This window comes from Arenibacter certesii DSM 19833 (assembly GCF_000429545.1).
GTDB lineage: Bacteria > Bacteroidota > Bacteroidia > Flavobacteriales > Flavobacteriaceae > Arenibacter > Arenibacter certesii.
This window is the reverse complement of record NZ_AUCB01000041.1, coordinates 15,314-33,111: the sequence shown is the minus strand read 5'-3', so window position 1 is coordinate 33,111 and position 17,798 is coordinate 15,314. Positions and strand designations below refer to the sequence as shown.

The window sequence follows — 17,798 nt, the reverse complement described above, 5'->3', positions numbered from 1 at the left end:
GTTAAACTCATATTACCTATTGAAAATATGATACCAAGAATATAAATACATTAAAACAACAACTACTTTGCTGATTACCAGACGTATAATGAAATAAAAGGAAACTCGCTGACTGTGTAATTATGGGTAGTTTATTTCAAGACTGTGTAATAGATACACATTGTAGAGGACGGTTACGGATAGATAACATATTATAATAAATCCTTTAGTTCTTTCATATTACCGTCCTCATCCATATAGAGAGTATGGATTGTATCTAATTCAAAGATTAGATCTATTTTATATACTCCGGCACCATTATAAAATGCATGGAGTAATGTATAAGAAGCATACTGCTCATATATCATATGCAAAATGCTCCCAGGAAGCTCATAAGCACCAATTGGCTTAAAATTATTTTCCATGACCGCTGTATTATACAGATTATACGGGAGGAAAATCGAATAGAAGAGAATATTAATTGTAAACAAAGTATACAAAATATATCACTTAACACCTCCAATGTCCAAGAAATTTGGATTATTACAAACAACATCGCACTTTGCTAGTAGGAGATTACACCGAAGGAAAAACTTTACAGTTTTCATTCTTACTACGCGTTGTACACTATACTAAGATCGTTCTCCATCAAAAATAAATCTTCAACACGGCCTCATCTTATGGATTTTTTCAAAATAAGCCAAAAGAAAAGGCCACAAAAAATGCAGCCTTAACTAATCTATCTAACTCAAAGTTCAATTACTACATATCAATCCAGCTACCATCTGCATGTATGTATAATTCCTCGCTAGATTCATCTTCAAGGATAACTTCCAGTTTGTATTCGTTTACATCATTCAGAAAGGCTTTTTCTACTATGGCACCAGGATAATCTTTTTCCAAGGCTGTAGTAATAGTATCGGGAAGTGAATCTTTCTCTATTTCACTAAAGTCCTGAGCATGTATCATCTCCATTATTCCATCATGGAAGATTGGCGGATTAGCCAACATTGGGCTAAATGACCCTACCGCCAAAGCAGTGGCGAAAACTAAATTCTTCACTTCTGAATTCATATCAATATATCTTAAGGTGTATAGTATCTTTTCTCCCATGTGTTATAACAAAATCATGCCATTGATATTCCTAAAGCCACTTACGCCATGTAACGTCTGATTACCAGCAACTTAAACTAATTTCCCTTTATTTTAGGTAGTGTTTATAAGTGTGTAGAAAACAAAAAAAGTGTGTAAAAATTACACACTTTTTAAAACTCTTAAAAGCCAATCTAATATTTTACTTGATGTGATGGTTTTAGTAGATCATTCACCGTTTTTACTGGATTAAATGTCTCTAATGGAACTTCTACAAAAACGGTATTCCAAAAAGCCATGGCACCATTCCATAACCCGGGAAGCTCCAACGCTTTAAGGTCTTTCCCTTCTTGGGTTTTTTGCGTGATAAAGCCTTGTTTAACATCTACAAATTTGAGTAAATCGAACTTTTCCCCCTTATAATTTCTTACCCCACACACTAAGTCTACAGGATTAAAATGAGTAGCATTCTTCATCACTTTCAACTGTTCGGGATTATCAGTATCCACTTGTGCAGATTCTATAATTTGCAAAGATATCTGATTTTGGGCATCCTTGACCCAAAAAGGTCCGCCCCCAGGTTCTCCCTCATTTTTCACCATTCCACAGATGCGAATTGGCCTGTTGACCTTATCTTTTAAAACCTTTATTTGTTCTTTTAAACTAAAACCATTGAATTTATCGGTAAAGTGCACATTTAGCTCCTCTTCCAAAAACTTTATTATACCGTCTACTTCCTCCGCTTTCAGGTCATTTTCATTCAATATTCGGGCATATTTAAAGACCTTTTCCTGAAGCTCCAATAGCAGCCCAGCAAGTATTTTCTTATTTGCTGCCATTACTTCGGTATATCTAGGTACAACAACGTTATCTATATTTTTTATAAAGATTACATCCGCATCCACATCATTTAAATTCTCTATTAGCGCACCGTGCCCTCCAGGCCTAAATAAGAGAGAACCATCAGATAGACGAAATGGCTTATTATCCATATCCACCGCGATGGTGTCGGTAGATGATTTTTGGTAGGAGTAAGTTACCGAAAAGGAAGTCTTGGTATCTGCGGCTACCCTTTCACCAGCCTTCTTAAATTCCTGGTTAAACATTTTCCCATGTTGTTCAGATATAGTGAAATGTAATCTCGCCTCATTGTTTACGGATGCATAATCAGCAGCCTCCTTTAAATGCTCTTCAAAAGGAGTAGCGCTATGATTCCCATAATGATGAAAAGGCAAAAGTCCCTTTGGGAAAAAACCATAATTTAATCCGTCCTTCAACAACATATCCTGCACAAAGAGGTACTTCTCTTCATCCTTAGAGTCTGTCTTTCCTTTTATTCTATTTTGGATAAGGTCATAAAATGCAAATTTTTGATATCCATCAAAGAATGTTGCTGCGTCCTTATCCCCGGTTCGCTTAAGATAGTCCTCCAACCTTTCTTTTTTTGGATCGTAAGCATCCAAAAAGTTAAACATAGCCTTAAACATTCTAGAGGCTGCTCCAGAAGCAGGTACAAATTTCAATATGGATATATTGTCATTTTCTTCCTTAAAAGTATCGATTAACTCTTGAGCTCGTGCCTCAGAGAATTTAGAGATCCCATGGGAGACTATTGCCGCTTTCTCTAAGCGAACAAATGGAATTCCCTCTTTAAAAGTTTCTATTTGTGCCTTAACTTTTTCTGTGGAAACACCTAGGTTTTCCAACTGAATTATATCCGCTTCAGATAATACCATTATTTTTCTAGTAGTTGGTTAATATATTTTACAGCCGTTTTAAGTCGCGTTTGTTTATCGCCCTTTAATATAACAAAATTCCTGTTATACCGTTCCAATGTTTCTTTGAAATACAAAAACATTCGCTCTCGTTCTTTAGGCTTATCCCTTAAATCATCTTTTTCCCAAGGGACGTCTATATAAGTAAGCAAATACAGGTCATAGGAATTCCCTAGGGCGTATTTTTCCAATAGGGGATCACAGTAGCCCAAATAATACGCTTCAGAATAAACTTTTGTCTCCAAAAGATCCGTATCACAAATTAATACATCGGTAGCTTGCTCTGACAGCTCATTCTCCAACTTCATTTGCCCCTCTGCTATAGGCAACAAATCTTGAGGTTCACAGGTCTTTTTTTCATTATTCCATTTGTCTTGAAGATATTCTCGAGCATACTCAGGCACCCAAACGGACTTGTAGTGTTTAGCCAATTGCTTGGATAATGTAGTTTTTCCTGTCGATTCTGGACCAAATAATACTACTTTAATAACATCTGAGGGCTTTTGTTTAAACTTTTCTTCCATGCGAAGTATCCTAAAATGGCTATAATAGTAAACAATATATATTGAAAAGAAGTAAATATAAGTCCTTTATACCAATAGAGGGGAATGGATATAATATCTCCTAATATCCAAAAAATCCAGTTTCCCAACTTTTTACGGGCCATTAACCACATAGCCACAAAAAATATTGCGGTGGTAATTGTATCTACATAAGCGGTCCAGCTATTCCATTGGTCAAAAACGAGGTAAACCAGCACCACAAATGCAATAGCCCCCATAAAGAGCATGACCGACCATTTTTTTTCCTTTGCCGTAGTTCTAGTTATTGGGATAAAATGTTCATCATCTATCTTCCTTGTCCACACATACCAACCATAAATACTCATGGTGAAATAATACGCATTGATCAACATATCCCCCAGAAGTCCAAAAACGCCCAATATGTACACAAATATACCAGTGCTAATAATCCCAGTGGGAAAAACCAGGATATTCTCTTGCTTGGAATACCAAACACTTAAAAAACCAAAAAACACTCCTACCAACTCTAGAACAATTAAATGGGTAGGGATATCATGATATTGGGAAAAGAACCATTCAACTATAAGATCCATCTATGCTACGCTCTAATTATACAATTCCCTAACAACCAATTTTTGTCAACAATCTAGACTGAAAATCAATTTTCTTTATTTAGCCACTTCAATAATTTCCTCATCACAATATTAAAGTGACTTTTTATAAGGTGCTACCAGATTAGACAGATTTAGGATATGAATATAGAAAAAATTTAGGCGCATTACCCTTCGTTTTTTGTAGCATACACACAAGTATATCCTTCAAACTCTAGAAATCTAATAGAATAATTGGAAGCTTTACCCTTATACAATATGGTCCCCGTAGTTTCATTTTCAGATAGATTAAAATCGGTGATATCTATATGATGTAAAAAACTTAGCCCCTTATGGGCATAAATTTTAAAGAGCGATTCCTTTGCTCCCCAAACAATGGTCAGCTTTCTAATCAATGCATCTGTATTGGCAACCGTCTTATATTCTTCAAGAGGAGTAAACTTACTGGCAATCTTAAGGATTTTCTCGCGCTGCAATTCTATGTCGACGCCCACTTCCAACTTATCAGATAAAATAATACCTGTAAATTCGTGGGAATGAGTTATGGAAATAAAACGTCCGTCCCTTAAATGGGGTTTGCCGCCCTCGTCGTAATAAAGATCCTTGTCTTCATAACCTGCTTCCGCCAATAAATGCCGGATACTTAAGAACCCCCTTCTATGAAGTTCTGACTTCATTCCCCTCAACCTATTATTGCATATTGGGGTTAGGATTACACCCTTAGAGAGCGCTGCTTCGGTCTCTTCAACTTTCCAAATCAGGACCTTAACATGGGAATCTACTGTTATAGTTTTGTAAAGAGGCATGGGATTATTTAAGTTATTACTACCTTTGCAAGTGCAAAAATGGATAATTGCTCCTGTACGAATGTAAAAATAAAAACGGAGAAGAAATAGACTAAACTAATTTATTCCTTGTCTTAATATATTTTTACATAATGCCCATCTACGTGAGCAAAACCATCAACGCATTTGACCAATAATAAAAATAATAAAAAATGAGTATTAAAACTATTCCTTACATACCCTATAAAGTTAAAGATATTGGCTTGGCCAGTTGGGGAAGAAAAGAAATTGAATTAGCGGAAGCTGAAATGCCAGGACTGATGTCCTTATGTGAAGAGTATGGGGATGAGCAGCCTTTAAAAGGTGCCCGTATAGCAGGTTGCCTACATATGACTATTCAAACTGCTGTTCTTATAGAGACCTTAATTGCATTGGGGGCCGAAGTTACTTGGAGTTCATGTAATATCTTCTCTACCCAGGACCAGGCTGCAGCTGCGATGGCAGAAGCAGGTGTTCCTGTCTACGCTTGGAAAGGGATGTCTGAGGAAGAATTTAATTGGGCAATAGAGCAGACCTTATTCTTTGGAGAAGATCGCAAACCATTGAATATGATTTTGGACGATGGTGGTGACCTTACTAATATGGTGTTGGACAAGTATCCAGAAATGGCTAAAGACATTAAAGGCCTTTCCGAAGAAACTACCACGGGAGTACATCGTTTATATGAGCGCGTTAAAAAAGGAACATTACCTATGCCCGCCATTAACGTAAACGATTCCGTGACCAAGTCCAAGTTCGACAATAAATACGGATGCAGAGAAAGTGCTGTAGACGCTATTAGAAGGGCAACCGATACTATGCTAGCCGGAAAGCGTGTAGTTGTTGCAGGCTACGGTGATGTTGGTAAGGGTACAGCGGCCTCTTTTAAAGGAGCCGGTTCTATAGTAACCGTTACCGAAATAGATCCAATTTGTGCATTACAAGCAGCAATGGATGGTTTTGAAGTGAAAAAAATGGAAACTGTTGTGGGCAATGCCGATATCGTTATTACCACAACTGGCAATAAAGACATTATACAGTCTCAGCATTTTAAGGCGATGAAAGACAAGGCCATTGTATGTAATATTGGACATTTCGACAATGAAATTGATATGGCTTGGTTAAATAAGAATTACGGTCATACCAAGGATGAGATTAAACCTCAGGTAGACAAATACACTATTGAAGGTAAAGATGTAATAGTTCTTGCAGAAGGTAGACTGGTAAATCTTGGTTGCGCTACTGGCCACCCCAGTTTTGTAATGAGTAATTCATTTACTAACCAAACCCTAGCACAAATAGAGCTTTGGAAACATAGTAATAAGTACGAAAACAAAGTTTACATGCTTCCAAAACATTTGGATGAAAAAGTAGCCGCTCTACATTTATCACGTTTGGGAATTGAACTGGAAACCCTTAGACCAGAACAAGCCGAATATATTGGTGTAACTGTAGAAGGACCATTTAAACCCGACTATTACAGGTACTAATATCTTACTAGTTTATAACGTTAAAACCCCTTATATTAGATTAATATACGGGGTTTTCTTTTTAGTCACTTTAAAATCGCTACAATCCATCTTCAGCAAATAAGCCAAACAGGCACAAAATAATATAGATAAGTACATTACTTCCTATGTAGAGAAAAGTTGAACAGCCTGGAGCCTTTACATAAAATTTATAGGATTTTAAGCGCTAAACTAGTACCAAATGAGCGCACTGTTGCCATAAAAAAACCCTTTCCAAATTTGGAAAGGGTTTTTAAATTTTAAAGAATGAGCAACTAAGCCTCAAAAGGCTCAATGGAAACATAAGATTTCCCTTTTGCTTTCTTTTGGAACTTAACAATACCATCTACTCTTGCATGCAAGGTATGATCCTTTCCTGCATAAACATTTGCTCCAGGATTATGTTTTGTACCACGCTGTCTTACGATGATATTTCCAGCAATAGCAGGTTGACCACCAAATATCTTAACGCCTAAACGTTTCGATTCTGATTCCCTACCGTTTTTGGAACTACCAACACCTTTTTTGTGTGCCATGATATTCTGTTTTAATTCTAGTTATTAACTTAAAGCGGCAATTAACTCAGCTTTCTTCATGGAAGAATATCCATCAATTCCCTTATCCTTTGCCATTTCTCTCAACTCCACAACAGTTTTTTTATTCAAATCGTTGTCTTGTGACTCCTCCTTTGCAGGAGCATCAGCTTTTTTAGCTGCGGGCTTAGAATCTGCTTTTTTCTCGGTCTTCTTTGCTCCAGAGGCAACTATTCCCTCTATCAACAATTCAGTCAAATACTGACGGTGACCATTTTTTGTTCTGTAACCTTTACGTCTTTTCTTTTTAAAGACAATTACCTTGTCACCTTTAAGGTGCTTAATGACTTTAGCCTCAACAGCGGCTCCGTCTATAGCGGGGGCGCCAATTGTGATGTCAGTACCATCTTCCAACAAAAGAACGTTATCAAAGATAACTTTGCTACCTTCTTCGTCTTGTAAACGGTGAACATACACTTTTTGGTCTTTCGCAACTTTAAATTGCTGCCCTGCTATCTCTACAATTGCGTACATAGCTTGTGTTTTAATTATATAAGAACATGCCTAACCTTATATTAGGCGGGTGCAAATATAGTTCTAAATACTTAATTTACAAGCATTTTTTTAGATTTTTACCCGTGATTTAGCCTTTGGATTGTTAGACCCCTTAAATAGCTGCATAAATGATAGGGTAAGCACTACAGTAGTGGCAAAGCCCATAATTGCTACCGTAAAGAATACTATACCTTCCGAAGTATCATAATCCCTAAACCAAACTTTAGAAAGTTCATCCAAAAAACCTAGGTTGATTTCAGTTGAATAGAAAGCGAAAAAAATGGTGAATATGATAGTAGCAACAAAACCTGTTACCAGTCCTGCAGCGAAACCTTTCCCATAATTAAAAGAAGTTCCCTTTTCTATCTTAAAATACTTTATGGCCTCAAATATGCCAAAACCAGTAATGACCCCATTAAACAAACTATAAAACACATTGGTATGTAGGTTAAAAAGGGATAAAATTAGGAAGTATGCAATTAATGAACCGCTTGTGGCGATACCAAACCTAATCGGTAGTGAAAACAGTTTCATAGTTTAGTGTTTTAGGTTATCCCCTTAAATTACAGAATTTTAATGATTAAAACACATAAATTAACAAGGAACTAAACTTTCTTGGAATTAAACCTAATGAAACCCAATTCTTATCGTCTATCCCAACCTAAATTGTATCACACTTCATTGTTAAACACCCTCTGCAGCCATCATAATTGCTTCAATATTTAGAAGATTTCTCATATATAAAGTGGAATTAAAGACTGCAATAGCCCTACTTAAGCATATAAGAATTGAAATACCCTTAGCATTTCCCATATTTCGTATATTTGATTCTCAATTAATCAATCCATGTTCTAGTGCCAAAGGCCGCTAAGCATTTTAAATTCTTAATATGAAAACTTGTCAATTGTTCCTTGTTCTTACCGTATTGACCACTTTGTCTTATTCCTGCAAAGAGGCAAAGCAAGACACCTCTCAAATGAAAGAAGTATTGGCCATACATGATGAGGTAATGCCTAAAATGGGTACAATAGGCAATTTAATAAGTGAATTGGATGAGGAAATTACCAAAAGTGATACCGCAGAATCCTACACTAAAGCAAGACAGGACTTAAAAGACGCCCACAAATCCATGATGGATTGGATGAGAAATTTTGGCGACCGATTTGATGGCGAAGAAATCATGAAGGGAAAAACACTTACCGAAGAAAAACAACAATGGTTAAACGAGGAGGAAGAAAAGGTTAAAGTTCTTAGGGACCAAATAAACTCCAGCATTAAAAATGCAGAAGAATTACTTAAAAAAGAGTAAGTAAATTTAATTCTTAAGCATTTTTAAGCCCCTCAATCACCTGATACTTCTGCTGACAAATAAAGACAAACACATTATAACCCTTTAAATGGCACTACAAATTTCCTACTCGTCGATCCATTTTAAGGTTTCCATTATTCTACGTATATCATTTTGCAGATAGGCCGCAGCTGGTAAAATAGAATCGTAATTTGGCTTAGCGTGGAAATATAAAGATCCAGTTACAAAATGCGCTGTACTGTCCGTAACATAAAATTGCGCCTGTGAGGCAGCGTTTCCTTTCACCTCATAGTACATTCCATACACCTTACCTTCCTCGTTTACAAATGGCTGTTCTAGTATGTTATCGGCTTTTACTGCGTGCTCATAGCTTAATCTCTGAGCATCGGTCAAAAGTTTGTCCAAGTCGCCGTTTATTTCTTTATAGGTAATAAAAATAGAACCTTGCATTAAGGGGTAATCCAAAATAAAGGAATTGCCTTTTTTAGATTTTATTGAAGCCATAACATTCCGATCCAATGTAAAATGATCCCCTTTAAAAGTCGTATGTTCCGTATCCGGATATTCTAACCGGAGCAGTGCATTTGGTTTAGGTAAAACCTCCCCTTCACAAGAACCAAGAAGAAAGCAGCAAAAAACAATTATAACACTATACTTCATTGGGCAAGGTAACTTTAATTTGTTTCAATCGTTTTTTATCCAAGCTCTCCACTACAAATTTGTAGTCTTTAAAACTCACGGTCTCTCCTCTTTTAGGAAAGCTTCCGGCTATCTCTAAAACAAATCCGGCAACGGTTTCGGACTCTCCTTTATTATCTTCAAAATCGTCCTCATCTTCAATCTTTGCCACCCTATAAAAATCGCGTAGGGGTGTTTTTCCATCAAACACATAATTAAAATCATCTAACTTAGAGAAGATAAGATCCTCATCATCAAACTCATCGCTTATATCCCCAACAATTTCCTCAATAATATCTTCTAAGGTAACTATTCCTGAAGTACCCCCATATTCGTCGACTACAATAGCCAAATGATTCTTTTTAGACTGGAATTCCAATAATAGGTCGTCCAATTTCTTGTTTTCAGGCACAAAATAAGGCTCTCTTATGAGGGATACCCAATTAAAAGTCTTCCGATCTATATAGGGCAACAAGTCCTTAACGTATAACACGCCCAGAACATTATCCATGTTTTCGGAAAATATAGGAATCCTAGAGTATCCATTTTTCTGTATCTCCACCAATACTTCTGGATATTTCATATCCTCTTTTAACGCAAAAATATCTATCCTTGGACGCATTACCTGCTTGGTATCTGTATTTCCAAAAGACACAATACCTTCCAATATTTTCTGCTCTTCCTTAGTAGTATCCCCTTCAGAGGTCAACTCCAAAGCCTGTGACAAATGATCCACGCTTAAACTGGACTTTTGTTTGCCCAATTTTTCATAGATCAGAATTGTACCCGATCTCATTGGCAAACTTAAGGGAGATAATAAAAAGTCTAACACCTTTAAAGGGTAAGCCATAAAAAAGGAAAAGGTAAGTTTGTTCCTATTGGCATAGACTTTTGGCAATATTTCCCCAAACATTAAAATAAGAAAGGTAACGACTACTACCTCCAACAAAAAGCGGACGGGAATTAACCCTAAAATACTAAATTCTAAATCCTTGAATATAGTATTCGCTATTTGATTGAACAACAGTACGGTACCGATGTTTATGGCATTATTGGCAATAAGAATCGTAGCCAATAACTTTTTAGGGCGATTTAAAAGATCTATAATTATTTTGCCCTTGGTGGTATTTTTATCTTCAATTCCCTTAAGCTCCGTCAAGGAAAGCCCAAAAAAAGCAACTTCAGCTCCAGATATTACGGCCGAGCATAATAAAAGAAGAATAAGCAGTATGATTTTAAACGCAAAAGCAACATCAATTGCTATAAAATTCAACAATAAACTAAGGGGGTCAGGATCCACTAGTAGGTTTTTATTTTAATTGACTTAAAAAGGTAAATCATCTTCCTGTTCGGGCTCATTACCAGCTACAGGTTCATTAGGCCTATTTGGTATAGACCCCAGGTTTTGAGACTGATTTTGTTGGCTGGACTGGGCGCCAGGATCATCGCCCTTTTTAGTGCTCAAAAATGTAAATTCTTGAACGTGCACTTCGGTAGTATAACGGGTATTACCGTCCTCTCCTTGCCACTGGCGATTTTTTAAACGCCCTTCAACATACACCTTATCACCTTTGGACAAATATTTCTCACAAACTTCGGCAGCTTTATTTCTCACCACAATATTGTGCCAGTCCGTATTGGTCACTCTTTCACCGGTCTGCCTGTTAGTATACGTTTCATTGGTGGCCAATGGAAATCTTCCTATACAATTGCCTCCTTCAAAATAGTGCATTTTAATTTCATCTCCTAAATGCCCAATCAGCATTACTTTATTTAATGTTCCACTCATAAATCAAATCTTAGGTCAAAAATACTAAATTTTAAATGCTTTTATAAAATCCGCTATTAAAACTGGCACGGGATATTTATGCAGATCGCTAATTCTTATTCCATTCTCCAACTTATCCGCAGCATGAATAATCCAAAAACGCGTATGCAAATGCTGATGAGATAATTTATGGACCACCTGATTCTCATTGTATAAGTATACCTCAAAAGGCGCTTCCACAGCCACAATACCCTTTAAACTTTCGCCTACTTCTTCCAGCTCAATCTCCTTATCGGTTTCCAACAGTGGAAACTCATACAAATTTTGCCATATTCCAGGCCCAATTCGTTGTTGTAACAAGGTACTATTATTTTCATCTACTACGACCAGATAATTAAAATATCGTTTTCTAATTTTAGTCTTTTTTGTTTTAACTGGTAAAACAGCAACTTTATCGGTAGCCAAAGCAACACAGTCATTATGTAAAGGGCAACTGTTACAATCTGGATTTTTAGGAGTGCACTGCAAGGCACCAAATTCCATTATCCCTTGATTATAGTCCTTTATATTTTGAACATCTTTCACTCTATGGGCAAGCTCCCTAAAGAAACTTATCCCTTCTTTAGAATTAATAGGTAACTCTACCCCGTAGTACCTTGCCAACACTCTATAAACATTACCATCGACAACTGCTTCTGGCCGATCAAAACAAATAGAGGCAATTGCACTGGCCGTATAATCCCCAATTCCTTTTAATTTTATTAACTCTTTATATGTATCGGGGAAGATTCCATCACGTTCTTCCGAAATAAATTTGGCGGTAGCATGTAAATTCCTTGCCCTGGAATAATACCCTAGTCCTTGCCATAATTTTAAAACCTGTTCTTCCTTGGCTTTAGCAAGGTGATGTACCGTGGGAAAACTCTTAACAAATGTTAAATAATACGGAATTCCCTGAGCTACGCGGGTCTGTTGCAACATAATTTCTGACAACCAAATTAAATACGGATCACGGGTCTTTCGCCACGGGAGCCGTCTTTTATGAAGGCTATACCACTCCAAAATAATTCTAGAAAAACTCATTTAGTAAGGTGTAATTTACAAAAGTAATGGTTTAGCATCTTAAAATTAAGTTCTTATGCATTGAAAGATATAATTTAATTCATATATTTGCGTCCCGAAAAAAACACATAGAAATATATTTACTTAACATGACGAAAGCGGAAATTGTAACGAAAATCTCAGATAAGCTGGGCATTGAAAAAGGGGATGTACAAGCAACGGTAGAAACCTTTATGGAAGAAGTTAAAGCATCTTTAGAGAGCGGAGATAACGTTTACTTAAGAGGATTTGGCAGTTTTATCATTAAAACAAGAGCCGAAAAGACTGGTAGAAATATTTCAAAGAATACTACCATAAAAATACCAGCACACAATATCCCTGCGTTTAAACCTGCAAAGGTTTTTCTAGAAGGTGTTAAAAGTAATGTACTAGTAAAATAACTTATTATTAATCTAAAAAATAGACCTTTATGCCGAGCGGTAAGAAAAGAAAAAGACATAAGGTAGCTACTCACAAGCGCAAGAAGCGCAGGAGAGCTAACCGACACAAGAAAAAGTAGTTGCTACAACTACTTTTTCTTTTTATACGTTCATTGACATAGAAATTCTCAAGAGAATTTCGACGGGTTTAGAGAACCTGTACAAATTATTGTTTAATCATTTGTCCTGTGTTATCCTTCGGGTGCGACATTTTGGGCGAATATAAATTAATTCAGGTGAATAGAGAATTGATCGTAAGATCTAGTTCCGATGCCGTCGATTTTGCCTTGCTAAAGGAGGGGAAACTCACTGAATTACACAAAGAAGAAGACAGTAACGATTTTTCTGTTGGCGATATTATGATCGCCAAAGTCAGGAAACCCGTTACCGGATTAAATGCGGCGTTCGTAAATGTGGGGTATGAGAAGGATGCCTTTCTTCATTACCACGACCTTGGCCCGCAACTAGCTTCTATGTTGAAATTCATAAAAGCCGTTAGCTCAGGAAAATTAAAAGACTATTCTTTAAGCAATTTTAAGTTTGAAGAAGATATTGACAAAAATGGTAGCATTAACGATGTTATCAAAGCCAATCAATCCTTACTTGTACAAATAGTTAAGGAACCCATATCCACAAAAGGACCACGAATAAGCTCAGAACTTTCCATAGCGGGCCGTTATTTGGTCATGGTCCCTTTTTCCGATCGTGTGTCGGTCTCTCAGAAAATAGAGAGTAAAGAAGAAAAAGATAGGTTAAAACGGCTCGTAAGAAGCATTAAACCAAAAGGGTTTGGCGTTATTATCCGAACAGTCGCAGAAGGCAAAAAAGTAGCAGAACTAGATAAAGATTTGCAAGGTTTACTGAACAAATGGTCAGTAATGTGCAATAAAATTCAAAAAGCTCCGCATCCATCCAAGGTTTTGGTAGAGCTTAATAGAGCCTCTTCCATTCTAAGGGATGTTTTTAACGACTCCTATACAGGGATTTATGTGGATGATGAAACGCTTTTTGAGCAAGTAAAAGATTACGTGCAGGAAATTGCACCAGAGAAAGAATCTATTGTTAAGTTGTATTCTTCTTCTGTCCCCATTTTTGAAAAATTTGGGATCGAAAGACAGATCAAAACTTCCTTTGGGCGTACAGCCACAATGAGCAAGGGGGCCTATCTGATTATAGAACATACGGAAGCACTGCATGTTATTGATGTAAATAGCGGCAACAGATCCAACAAAGCAAAAAATCAGGAAGAAACCGCTCTAGAGGTCAATCTATTGGCCGCTTCGGAAATTGCCAGACAATTAAGACTCCGCGATATGGGAGGGATTATTGTGGTAGACTTTATAGACATGGCAAAAGGCGAACACAGAAGACGCCTGTTTGATCATCTTAGAGATGAGATGAAGGACGATAGGGCCAAACATAAAATACTGCCTCCCAGTAAGTTTGGACTGATACAAATTACAAGACAACGGGTGAGACCCGAAATGAACATTAAAACAAGTGAGGCAAATCCTAATGGCCCTGGCCAAGAAGTGGAAGCCCCTATTGTACTAATAGACAAGATAAATTCAGACTTGGAAAAACTTCTAAAAGGTCCGGCAAAGGACAATGGGATCATCTTAAACATCCATCCCTTTATCGCCGCCTATTTAACCAAAGGCTTTCCATCTATCCGCACCAAGTGGTTCTTGGAGCATAAAAAATGGATAAAAATTCAGCCAAGGGATGCCTACACTTATCTTGAATACCGTTTTAAGAATAAAGACGGCAAAACCATATATTAAATAAAAGCGACTACCAAAAAGGAGTCGCTTTTTTTGTTTCAATAACTACTATTTAGAACTTTTAAAAGTCCCGACGTGTATTTTATTCTACTCTGGGCGTTATCACAATATTTCTAAATTCTATTGGGCCGTGATCTCCCTGCAACAACAAAGGACCAGGCTCCCCTTCCCTACTATCCAAAGCACCCCCTGTAATCCCAGGAATAATCTGATCCTTAATGACAGTAACTCCATTGGCAACAACCGTTACCCGCCTTCCAATTAATGTAATATCATATTCTTGCCATTCCATTGCCTCCTTTGCTACTACCTCAGAAGGCGTAAGAAAACCGTATATCCCACTAAACTCAATATCTGACGGATCTGCCCCCTTACTATCTGTAATTTGCACTTCATAACGTCCACGAAGATATACCCCACTGTTGCTTCCCTCAGGATAACGGAACTCCAAATGCAATTTAAAATCCTGAAACTTTTCATCAGAAACTAAATTAGCCCCAGATCTCGGACTTTTTAGAATACCAGATTCCACAGACCATTGGTTTTTTCCTAATGCATGCCACCCATTTAAATCGTTTTCATTAATCAAATTTTGTGGCTTTCCCCACTTTGGATTTTTAATGTATTCCAATTTTGGCGCCCTCACGGCTTCCCATTCATATGATTTACCGTCGGTATAAACCATGGTGCCACTTAGTACATCACCATCTAACACACCACTAAACTCCATATTCCTATTACCATCTTCCCATTGTGGAGGAATGGAAAAAGTAAATTTATCGTCCTTCATACTTATTTCCGAAATAGGCCGTGCACTACCCATAGCATACACAAATCTTCCTACTAAAGTACGTGTTCCTGAATGGCGAATTTCTAACCAAGAAGGGAGCTCCTTGCCATTCTGGGAGATAACCATATTCCATCTTCCCTCAATAGGATTAATCATTTGGGAATAAGAAAATGAAGATATAGTTAGGAAAAGGAATAAGACAACTCCAGATATTTTAGATCTAATATTCATATAATTTTGTTTTTATCGAAAGTAAATATAATAACAATTTAGAGTTTAAAGCTATAAGAAAGTTCCAAATCTCCATACCAATGCACTCCTTTATAGCGCATAATCACCTATGTTCTCATCAAGCAACAGGACCTAACCATGCTATTTCACCCAATAAAAAAACCATTTTCATGAAGAATAGCTATTTCAATCTAAGTTAGAAAACCATAGTAACTTAGACACATAAATGTTATAAGCAATAACACAACAGTCAATCCTCATAAATTTACCATACCCTTTTTCTGCCTTATCTTTACCCACTATCCGAAGTGATAAAAACACTAGAACAACAGCATATTAATATGACAGAACCTTATAGATCTTACTCCGTAACCGAAGCCATTAAAAAAATGGAGAGCTATTGTGCGTACCAAGACAGGTGCCATAAGGAAGTTGTTACCAAGCTAAAGGAGATGCGTATGATTCCTGAGGCTATAGACCAAATAGTAGTACACCTCATCAAGGATAATTACCTTAACGAAGAACGCTTTGCCAAAAGCTTCGCCCGCGGGAAATTTAATATTAAAAAATGGGGGAAAAATAGAATCAAAAATGAACTAAAGCATAGGGATATTTCCAAATTTAATATTACGTCCGCTTTAGAAGAGATCGATAGTTCGGAATACGAAAAAACTTTTAATGAGTTAGCCAAAAAACGGCTTACACAAATTAAAGAGAAAGATATACAGAAACGTCGTAAAAAATTGGCAGATTACCTGTTTTACAGAGGATGGGAAAGTAATATGGTCTATGAAAAAATAGGAGAATTAATCCCCTTTAAATAAGAAATAGCCCTATTTCGCAACCTAAAAGGCAAAGAAATAGGGCTATTTATTTATTAATTTAGATTAAATGACGCCCCTATACTGAACACAAATTGATTGTGTAATTTCTCAGCTGGAGTCAAATCACGCGTCTTAAATTTTGCAATTGGAGTGCCAAACTCTGTGAAAATTCCAAATCCATCAGAAAAGAAATATCGCACCCCCAAATGCCCCCCAAAATTCTTAAGTCCTAAATCAAGACCTGGATAAACATCCACATTATTTCCCAACTGAAGAACACTTCCTAGATTAGCATTAAATCTGGCTTTAAGATCTATTCTATTATCGAAATCAGCATCAATAGATTCTTTAAGGCCCAATACGTAGGAAGAAGAAACTCCTATGGAGAAATTTTCTCCAAGACCGTAATCATAAGTAACTACAATACCGGTACCATATTTTTGAAAATTGGCCCCAATTTGCATTTTCTGATCTCCTGTTCCATCATAAGCCTGTGCATTAACGGATACTGCCGTTAAAACAAACGCCATAGCAAATAGTAAATTTCTCATATATTATTTCTTAATTTTTAGCGTGCAAAGGTACCCTATTTCAATCACAAAACCTTAATCTTGACGCCTATTTGTTCTAATAATAGCCTGCTCGTTCTTCCAGTCAATCCACTCCTGTCCTTTAATTTTCCGCATTAAATTATCATAATACCTCATGAATAAAACGTTGTAGAAAGCCTTTCCTAAATTCTTGGGATTTCTGGCTATCGCACGCAAACTCATGGAAAATCCAGGGGTAATATACCTCATGTAATGCCAATACCCTTCTGGCATATACAAAACCTCCCCATGCTTTAATTGCGTCTTATACCCAGATGCATGCCGTAGTGCGGGCCACTTCTTAAAATTAGGATTAGCAAAATCTATGCTCTCATGGGTAATTAGCGAATGGGGAACTTTGTACAAATACCTGTTTTCAGATTGTGGAAATAAGATAACTTCCTTATTACCAACAAAATGAAAATGAAAAATATTTGCCAGATCAATATCATAATGCATAAAAGTGAAGGAATCCTCCCCACCAAAGAAAAGCATTGGCAAACCTTTCATCAATTTAAGTCCAAAGTCAGGATACTTAAAATCTTGTTGTAAAGAAGGGACCTCTTTTAGTATATTCCAAAGAAAAATGCGATATCTAGTAGGCTCCTTTTGCAGAAGGTCTATATAATCGGACATTTTCATTGTGGCATGCGGCTCGTTAAATCCGTCTTTAGAATGTACCGGCCTATCATCATAAAGCGGCACCGTCCTATCACCGGCAACCTTACGCATATACTCAAAATCCCATTTGGAATAGGCTGGCCAATCTTCTATACAATTCTCTATTACCACGGGGAGCTGTGGCTTAAAGTAGTTTTTAAGAAACGCTTCCTTCGTAATATTTGATACTCTGGGTATTTCTTTTAAGTCCAAAACAACATG

Annotated in this window: 21 protein-coding genes; 5 read left to right on the top strand and 16 right to left on the bottom strand. The window is 36.8% G+C overall.

Features of this window, described 5'->3' with window-relative positions; translation table 11 throughout:
* Positions 1 to 191 precede the first annotated feature (191 nt).
* The 6 genes from G466_RS0116650 to G466_RS0116625 form a co-directional block, all read right to left on the bottom strand.
* Positions 192 to 404 carry a hypothetical protein gene (locus G466_RS0116650; RefSeq protein WP_026814664.1) on the bottom strand — a complete coding sequence of 71 codons (213 nt, stop codon included), beginning with the start codon at positions 402 to 404 and terminating at the stop codon, positions 192 to 194.
* A 337-nt stretch (positions 405 to 741) separates the two neighbouring features.
* Positions 742 to 1,092: a hypothetical protein gene (locus tag G466_RS0116645; protein ID WP_229797235.1), complete on the bottom strand. Its 351-nt coding sequence runs from the start codon at positions 1,090 to 1,092 to the stop codon at positions 742 to 744.
* Between the two features lie 173 nt (positions 1,093 to 1,265).
* On the bottom strand, positions 1,266 to 2,807 hold the full coding sequence (locus G466_RS0116640; protein WP_034235997.1) for a DUF4301 family protein: 1,542 nt from the start codon (positions 2,805 to 2,807) through the stop codon (positions 1,266 to 1,268).
* Positions 2,807 to 3,370, bottom strand: a complete 564-nt coding sequence (locus G466_RS0116635; protein ID WP_026814661.1) for an AAA family ATPase — start codon at positions 3,368 to 3,370, stop codon at positions 2,807 to 2,809. The genes G466_RS0116640 and G466_RS0116635 overlap by 1 nt, the downstream gene beginning before the upstream one ends.
* Positions 3,325 to 3,963, bottom strand: a complete 639-nt coding sequence (pnuC, locus tag G466_RS0116630) for a nicotinamide riboside transporter PnuC (protein WP_026814660.1) — start codon at positions 3,961 to 3,963, stop codon at positions 3,325 to 3,327. The genes G466_RS0116635 and pnuC overlap by 46 nt, the downstream gene beginning before the upstream one ends.
* A 185-nt stretch (positions 3,964 to 4,148) precedes the next feature.
* Positions 4,149 to 4,787: a 4'-phosphopantetheinyl transferase family protein gene (locus tag G466_RS0116625; protein ID WP_026814659.1), complete on the bottom strand. Its 639-nt coding sequence runs from the start codon at positions 4,785 to 4,787 to the stop codon at positions 4,149 to 4,151.
* Positions 4,788 to 4,978: 191 nt separating this feature from the next.
* Here G466_RS0116625 and ahcY point away from each other — a divergent pair, with 191 nt between their 5' ends.
* Complete coding sequence (gene ahcY / locus G466_RS0116620) at positions 4,979 to 6,295, top strand: adenosylhomocysteinase (protein WP_026814658.1); 1,317 nt, start codon at positions 4,979 to 4,981, stop codon at positions 6,293 to 6,295.
* A 293-nt stretch (positions 6,296 to 6,588) separates the two neighbouring features.
* Here the strand turns inward: ahcY and rpmA are convergent, their stop codons facing one another.
* The 3 genes from rpmA to G466_RS0116605 all read right to left on the bottom strand — a co-directional run bounded on the left by rpmA (position 6,589) and on the right by G466_RS0116605 (position 7,935).
* A complete protein-coding gene (rpmA, locus tag G466_RS0116615) occupies positions 6,589 to 6,849 on the bottom strand; it encodes a 50S ribosomal protein L27 (protein ID WP_026809082.1) in 261 nt (86 codons plus the stop codon).
* Between the two features lie 24 nt (positions 6,850 to 6,873).
* On the bottom strand, positions 6,874 to 7,380 hold the full coding sequence (gene rplU / locus G466_RS0116610) for a 50S ribosomal protein L21 (RefSeq protein WP_026814657.1): 507 nt from the start codon (positions 7,378 to 7,380) through the stop codon (positions 6,874 to 6,876).
* 90 nt (positions 7,381 to 7,470) lie between these two features.
* Complete coding sequence (locus tag G466_RS0116605; protein ID WP_026814656.1) at positions 7,471 to 7,935, bottom strand: DUF4199 domain-containing protein; 465 nt, start codon at positions 7,933 to 7,935, stop codon at positions 7,471 to 7,473.
* Positions 7,936 to 8,290: 355 nt separating this feature from the next.
* Between G466_RS0116605 and G466_RS0116595 the strand changes: the two genes are divergently transcribed.
* A complete protein-coding gene (locus G466_RS0116595; protein ID WP_026814655.1) occupies positions 8,291 to 8,710 on the top strand; it encodes a hypothetical protein in 420 nt (139 codons plus the stop codon).
* A gap of 105 nt (positions 8,711 to 8,815) precedes the next feature.
* Here the strand turns inward: G466_RS0116595 and gldD are convergent, their stop codons facing one another.
* From gldD to mutY, 4 genes are read right to left on the bottom strand one after another with little or no spacing between them, the layout of a single operon-like run.
* Entirely contained in the window at positions 8,816 to 9,370 is a 555-nt protein-coding gene (gene gldD, locus G466_RS0116590) for a gliding motility lipoprotein GldD (RefSeq protein WP_026814654.1), read from the bottom strand.
* Positions 9,360 to 10,688: a gliding motility-associated protein GldE gene (locus tag G466_RS0116585; RefSeq protein ID WP_026814653.1), complete on the bottom strand. Its 1,329-nt coding sequence runs from the start codon at positions 10,686 to 10,688 to the stop codon at positions 9,360 to 9,362. Before G466_RS0116585 ends, gldD begins: the two co-directional genes overlap by 11 nt.
* Positions 10,689 to 10,712: 24 nt before the next feature.
* Positions 10,713 to 11,177 carry a single-stranded DNA-binding protein gene (locus G466_RS0116580; protein ID WP_026814652.1) on the bottom strand — a complete coding sequence of 155 codons (465 nt, stop codon included), beginning with the start codon at positions 11,175 to 11,177 and terminating at the stop codon, positions 10,713 to 10,715.
* A gap of 24 nt (positions 11,178 to 11,201) precedes the next feature.
* Positions 11,202 to 12,239, bottom strand: a complete 1,038-nt coding sequence (mutY, locus tag G466_RS0116575) for an A/G-specific adenine glycosylase (protein WP_026814651.1) — start codon at positions 12,237 to 12,239, stop codon at positions 11,202 to 11,204.
* A 128-nt stretch (positions 12,240 to 12,367) separates the two neighbouring features.
* On the opposite strand from mutY, the gene G466_RS0116570 reads away from it, so the two are divergent.
* Together G466_RS0116570 and G466_RS0116565 are read left to right on the top strand one after the other, a co-directional pair.
* Positions 12,368 to 12,658, top strand: a complete 291-nt coding sequence (locus G466_RS0116570) for an HU family DNA-binding protein (RefSeq protein ID WP_026814650.1) — start codon at positions 12,368 to 12,370, stop codon at positions 12,656 to 12,658.
* Positions 12,659 to 12,933: 275 nt separating this feature from the next.
* The gene (locus G466_RS0116565; RefSeq protein WP_026814649.1) at positions 12,934 to 14,481 is read left to right on the top strand and encodes an Rne/Rng family ribonuclease; all 1,548 of its coding nucleotides are present in this window, start codon (positions 12,934 to 12,936) and stop codon (positions 14,479 to 14,481) included.
* An 82-nt stretch (positions 14,482 to 14,563) separates the two neighbouring features.
* On the opposite strand, the gene G466_RS0116560 is transcribed toward G466_RS0116565, so the two are convergent.
* Entirely contained in the window at positions 14,564 to 15,502 is a 939-nt protein-coding gene (locus G466_RS0116560) for a 3-keto-disaccharide hydrolase (protein WP_026814648.1), read from the bottom strand.
* A gap of 341 nt (positions 15,503 to 15,843) precedes the next feature.
* On the opposite strand from G466_RS0116560, the gene G466_RS0116555 reads away from it, so the two are divergent.
* Positions 15,844 to 16,326 carry a regulatory protein RecX gene (locus tag G466_RS0116555; protein WP_026814647.1) on the top strand — a complete coding sequence of 161 codons (483 nt, stop codon included), beginning with the start codon at positions 15,844 to 15,846 and terminating at the stop codon, positions 16,324 to 16,326.
* Positions 16,327 to 16,379: 53 nt separating this feature from the next.
* Here the strand turns inward: G466_RS0116555 and G466_RS0116550 are convergent, their stop codons facing one another.
* Together G466_RS0116550 and G466_RS0116545 are read right to left on the bottom strand one after the other, a co-directional pair.
* On the bottom strand, positions 16,380 to 16,877 hold the full coding sequence (locus tag G466_RS0116550) for a DUF6646 family protein (RefSeq protein ID WP_026814646.1): 498 nt from the start codon (positions 16,875 to 16,877) through the stop codon (positions 16,380 to 16,382).
* Positions 16,878 to 16,931: 54 nt separating this feature from the next.
* Complete coding sequence (locus G466_RS0116545; protein WP_026814645.1) at positions 16,932 to 17,789, bottom strand: cupin-like domain-containing protein; 858 nt, start codon at positions 17,787 to 17,789, stop codon at positions 16,932 to 16,934.
* Positions 17,790 to 17,798: the final 9 nt, after the last annotated feature.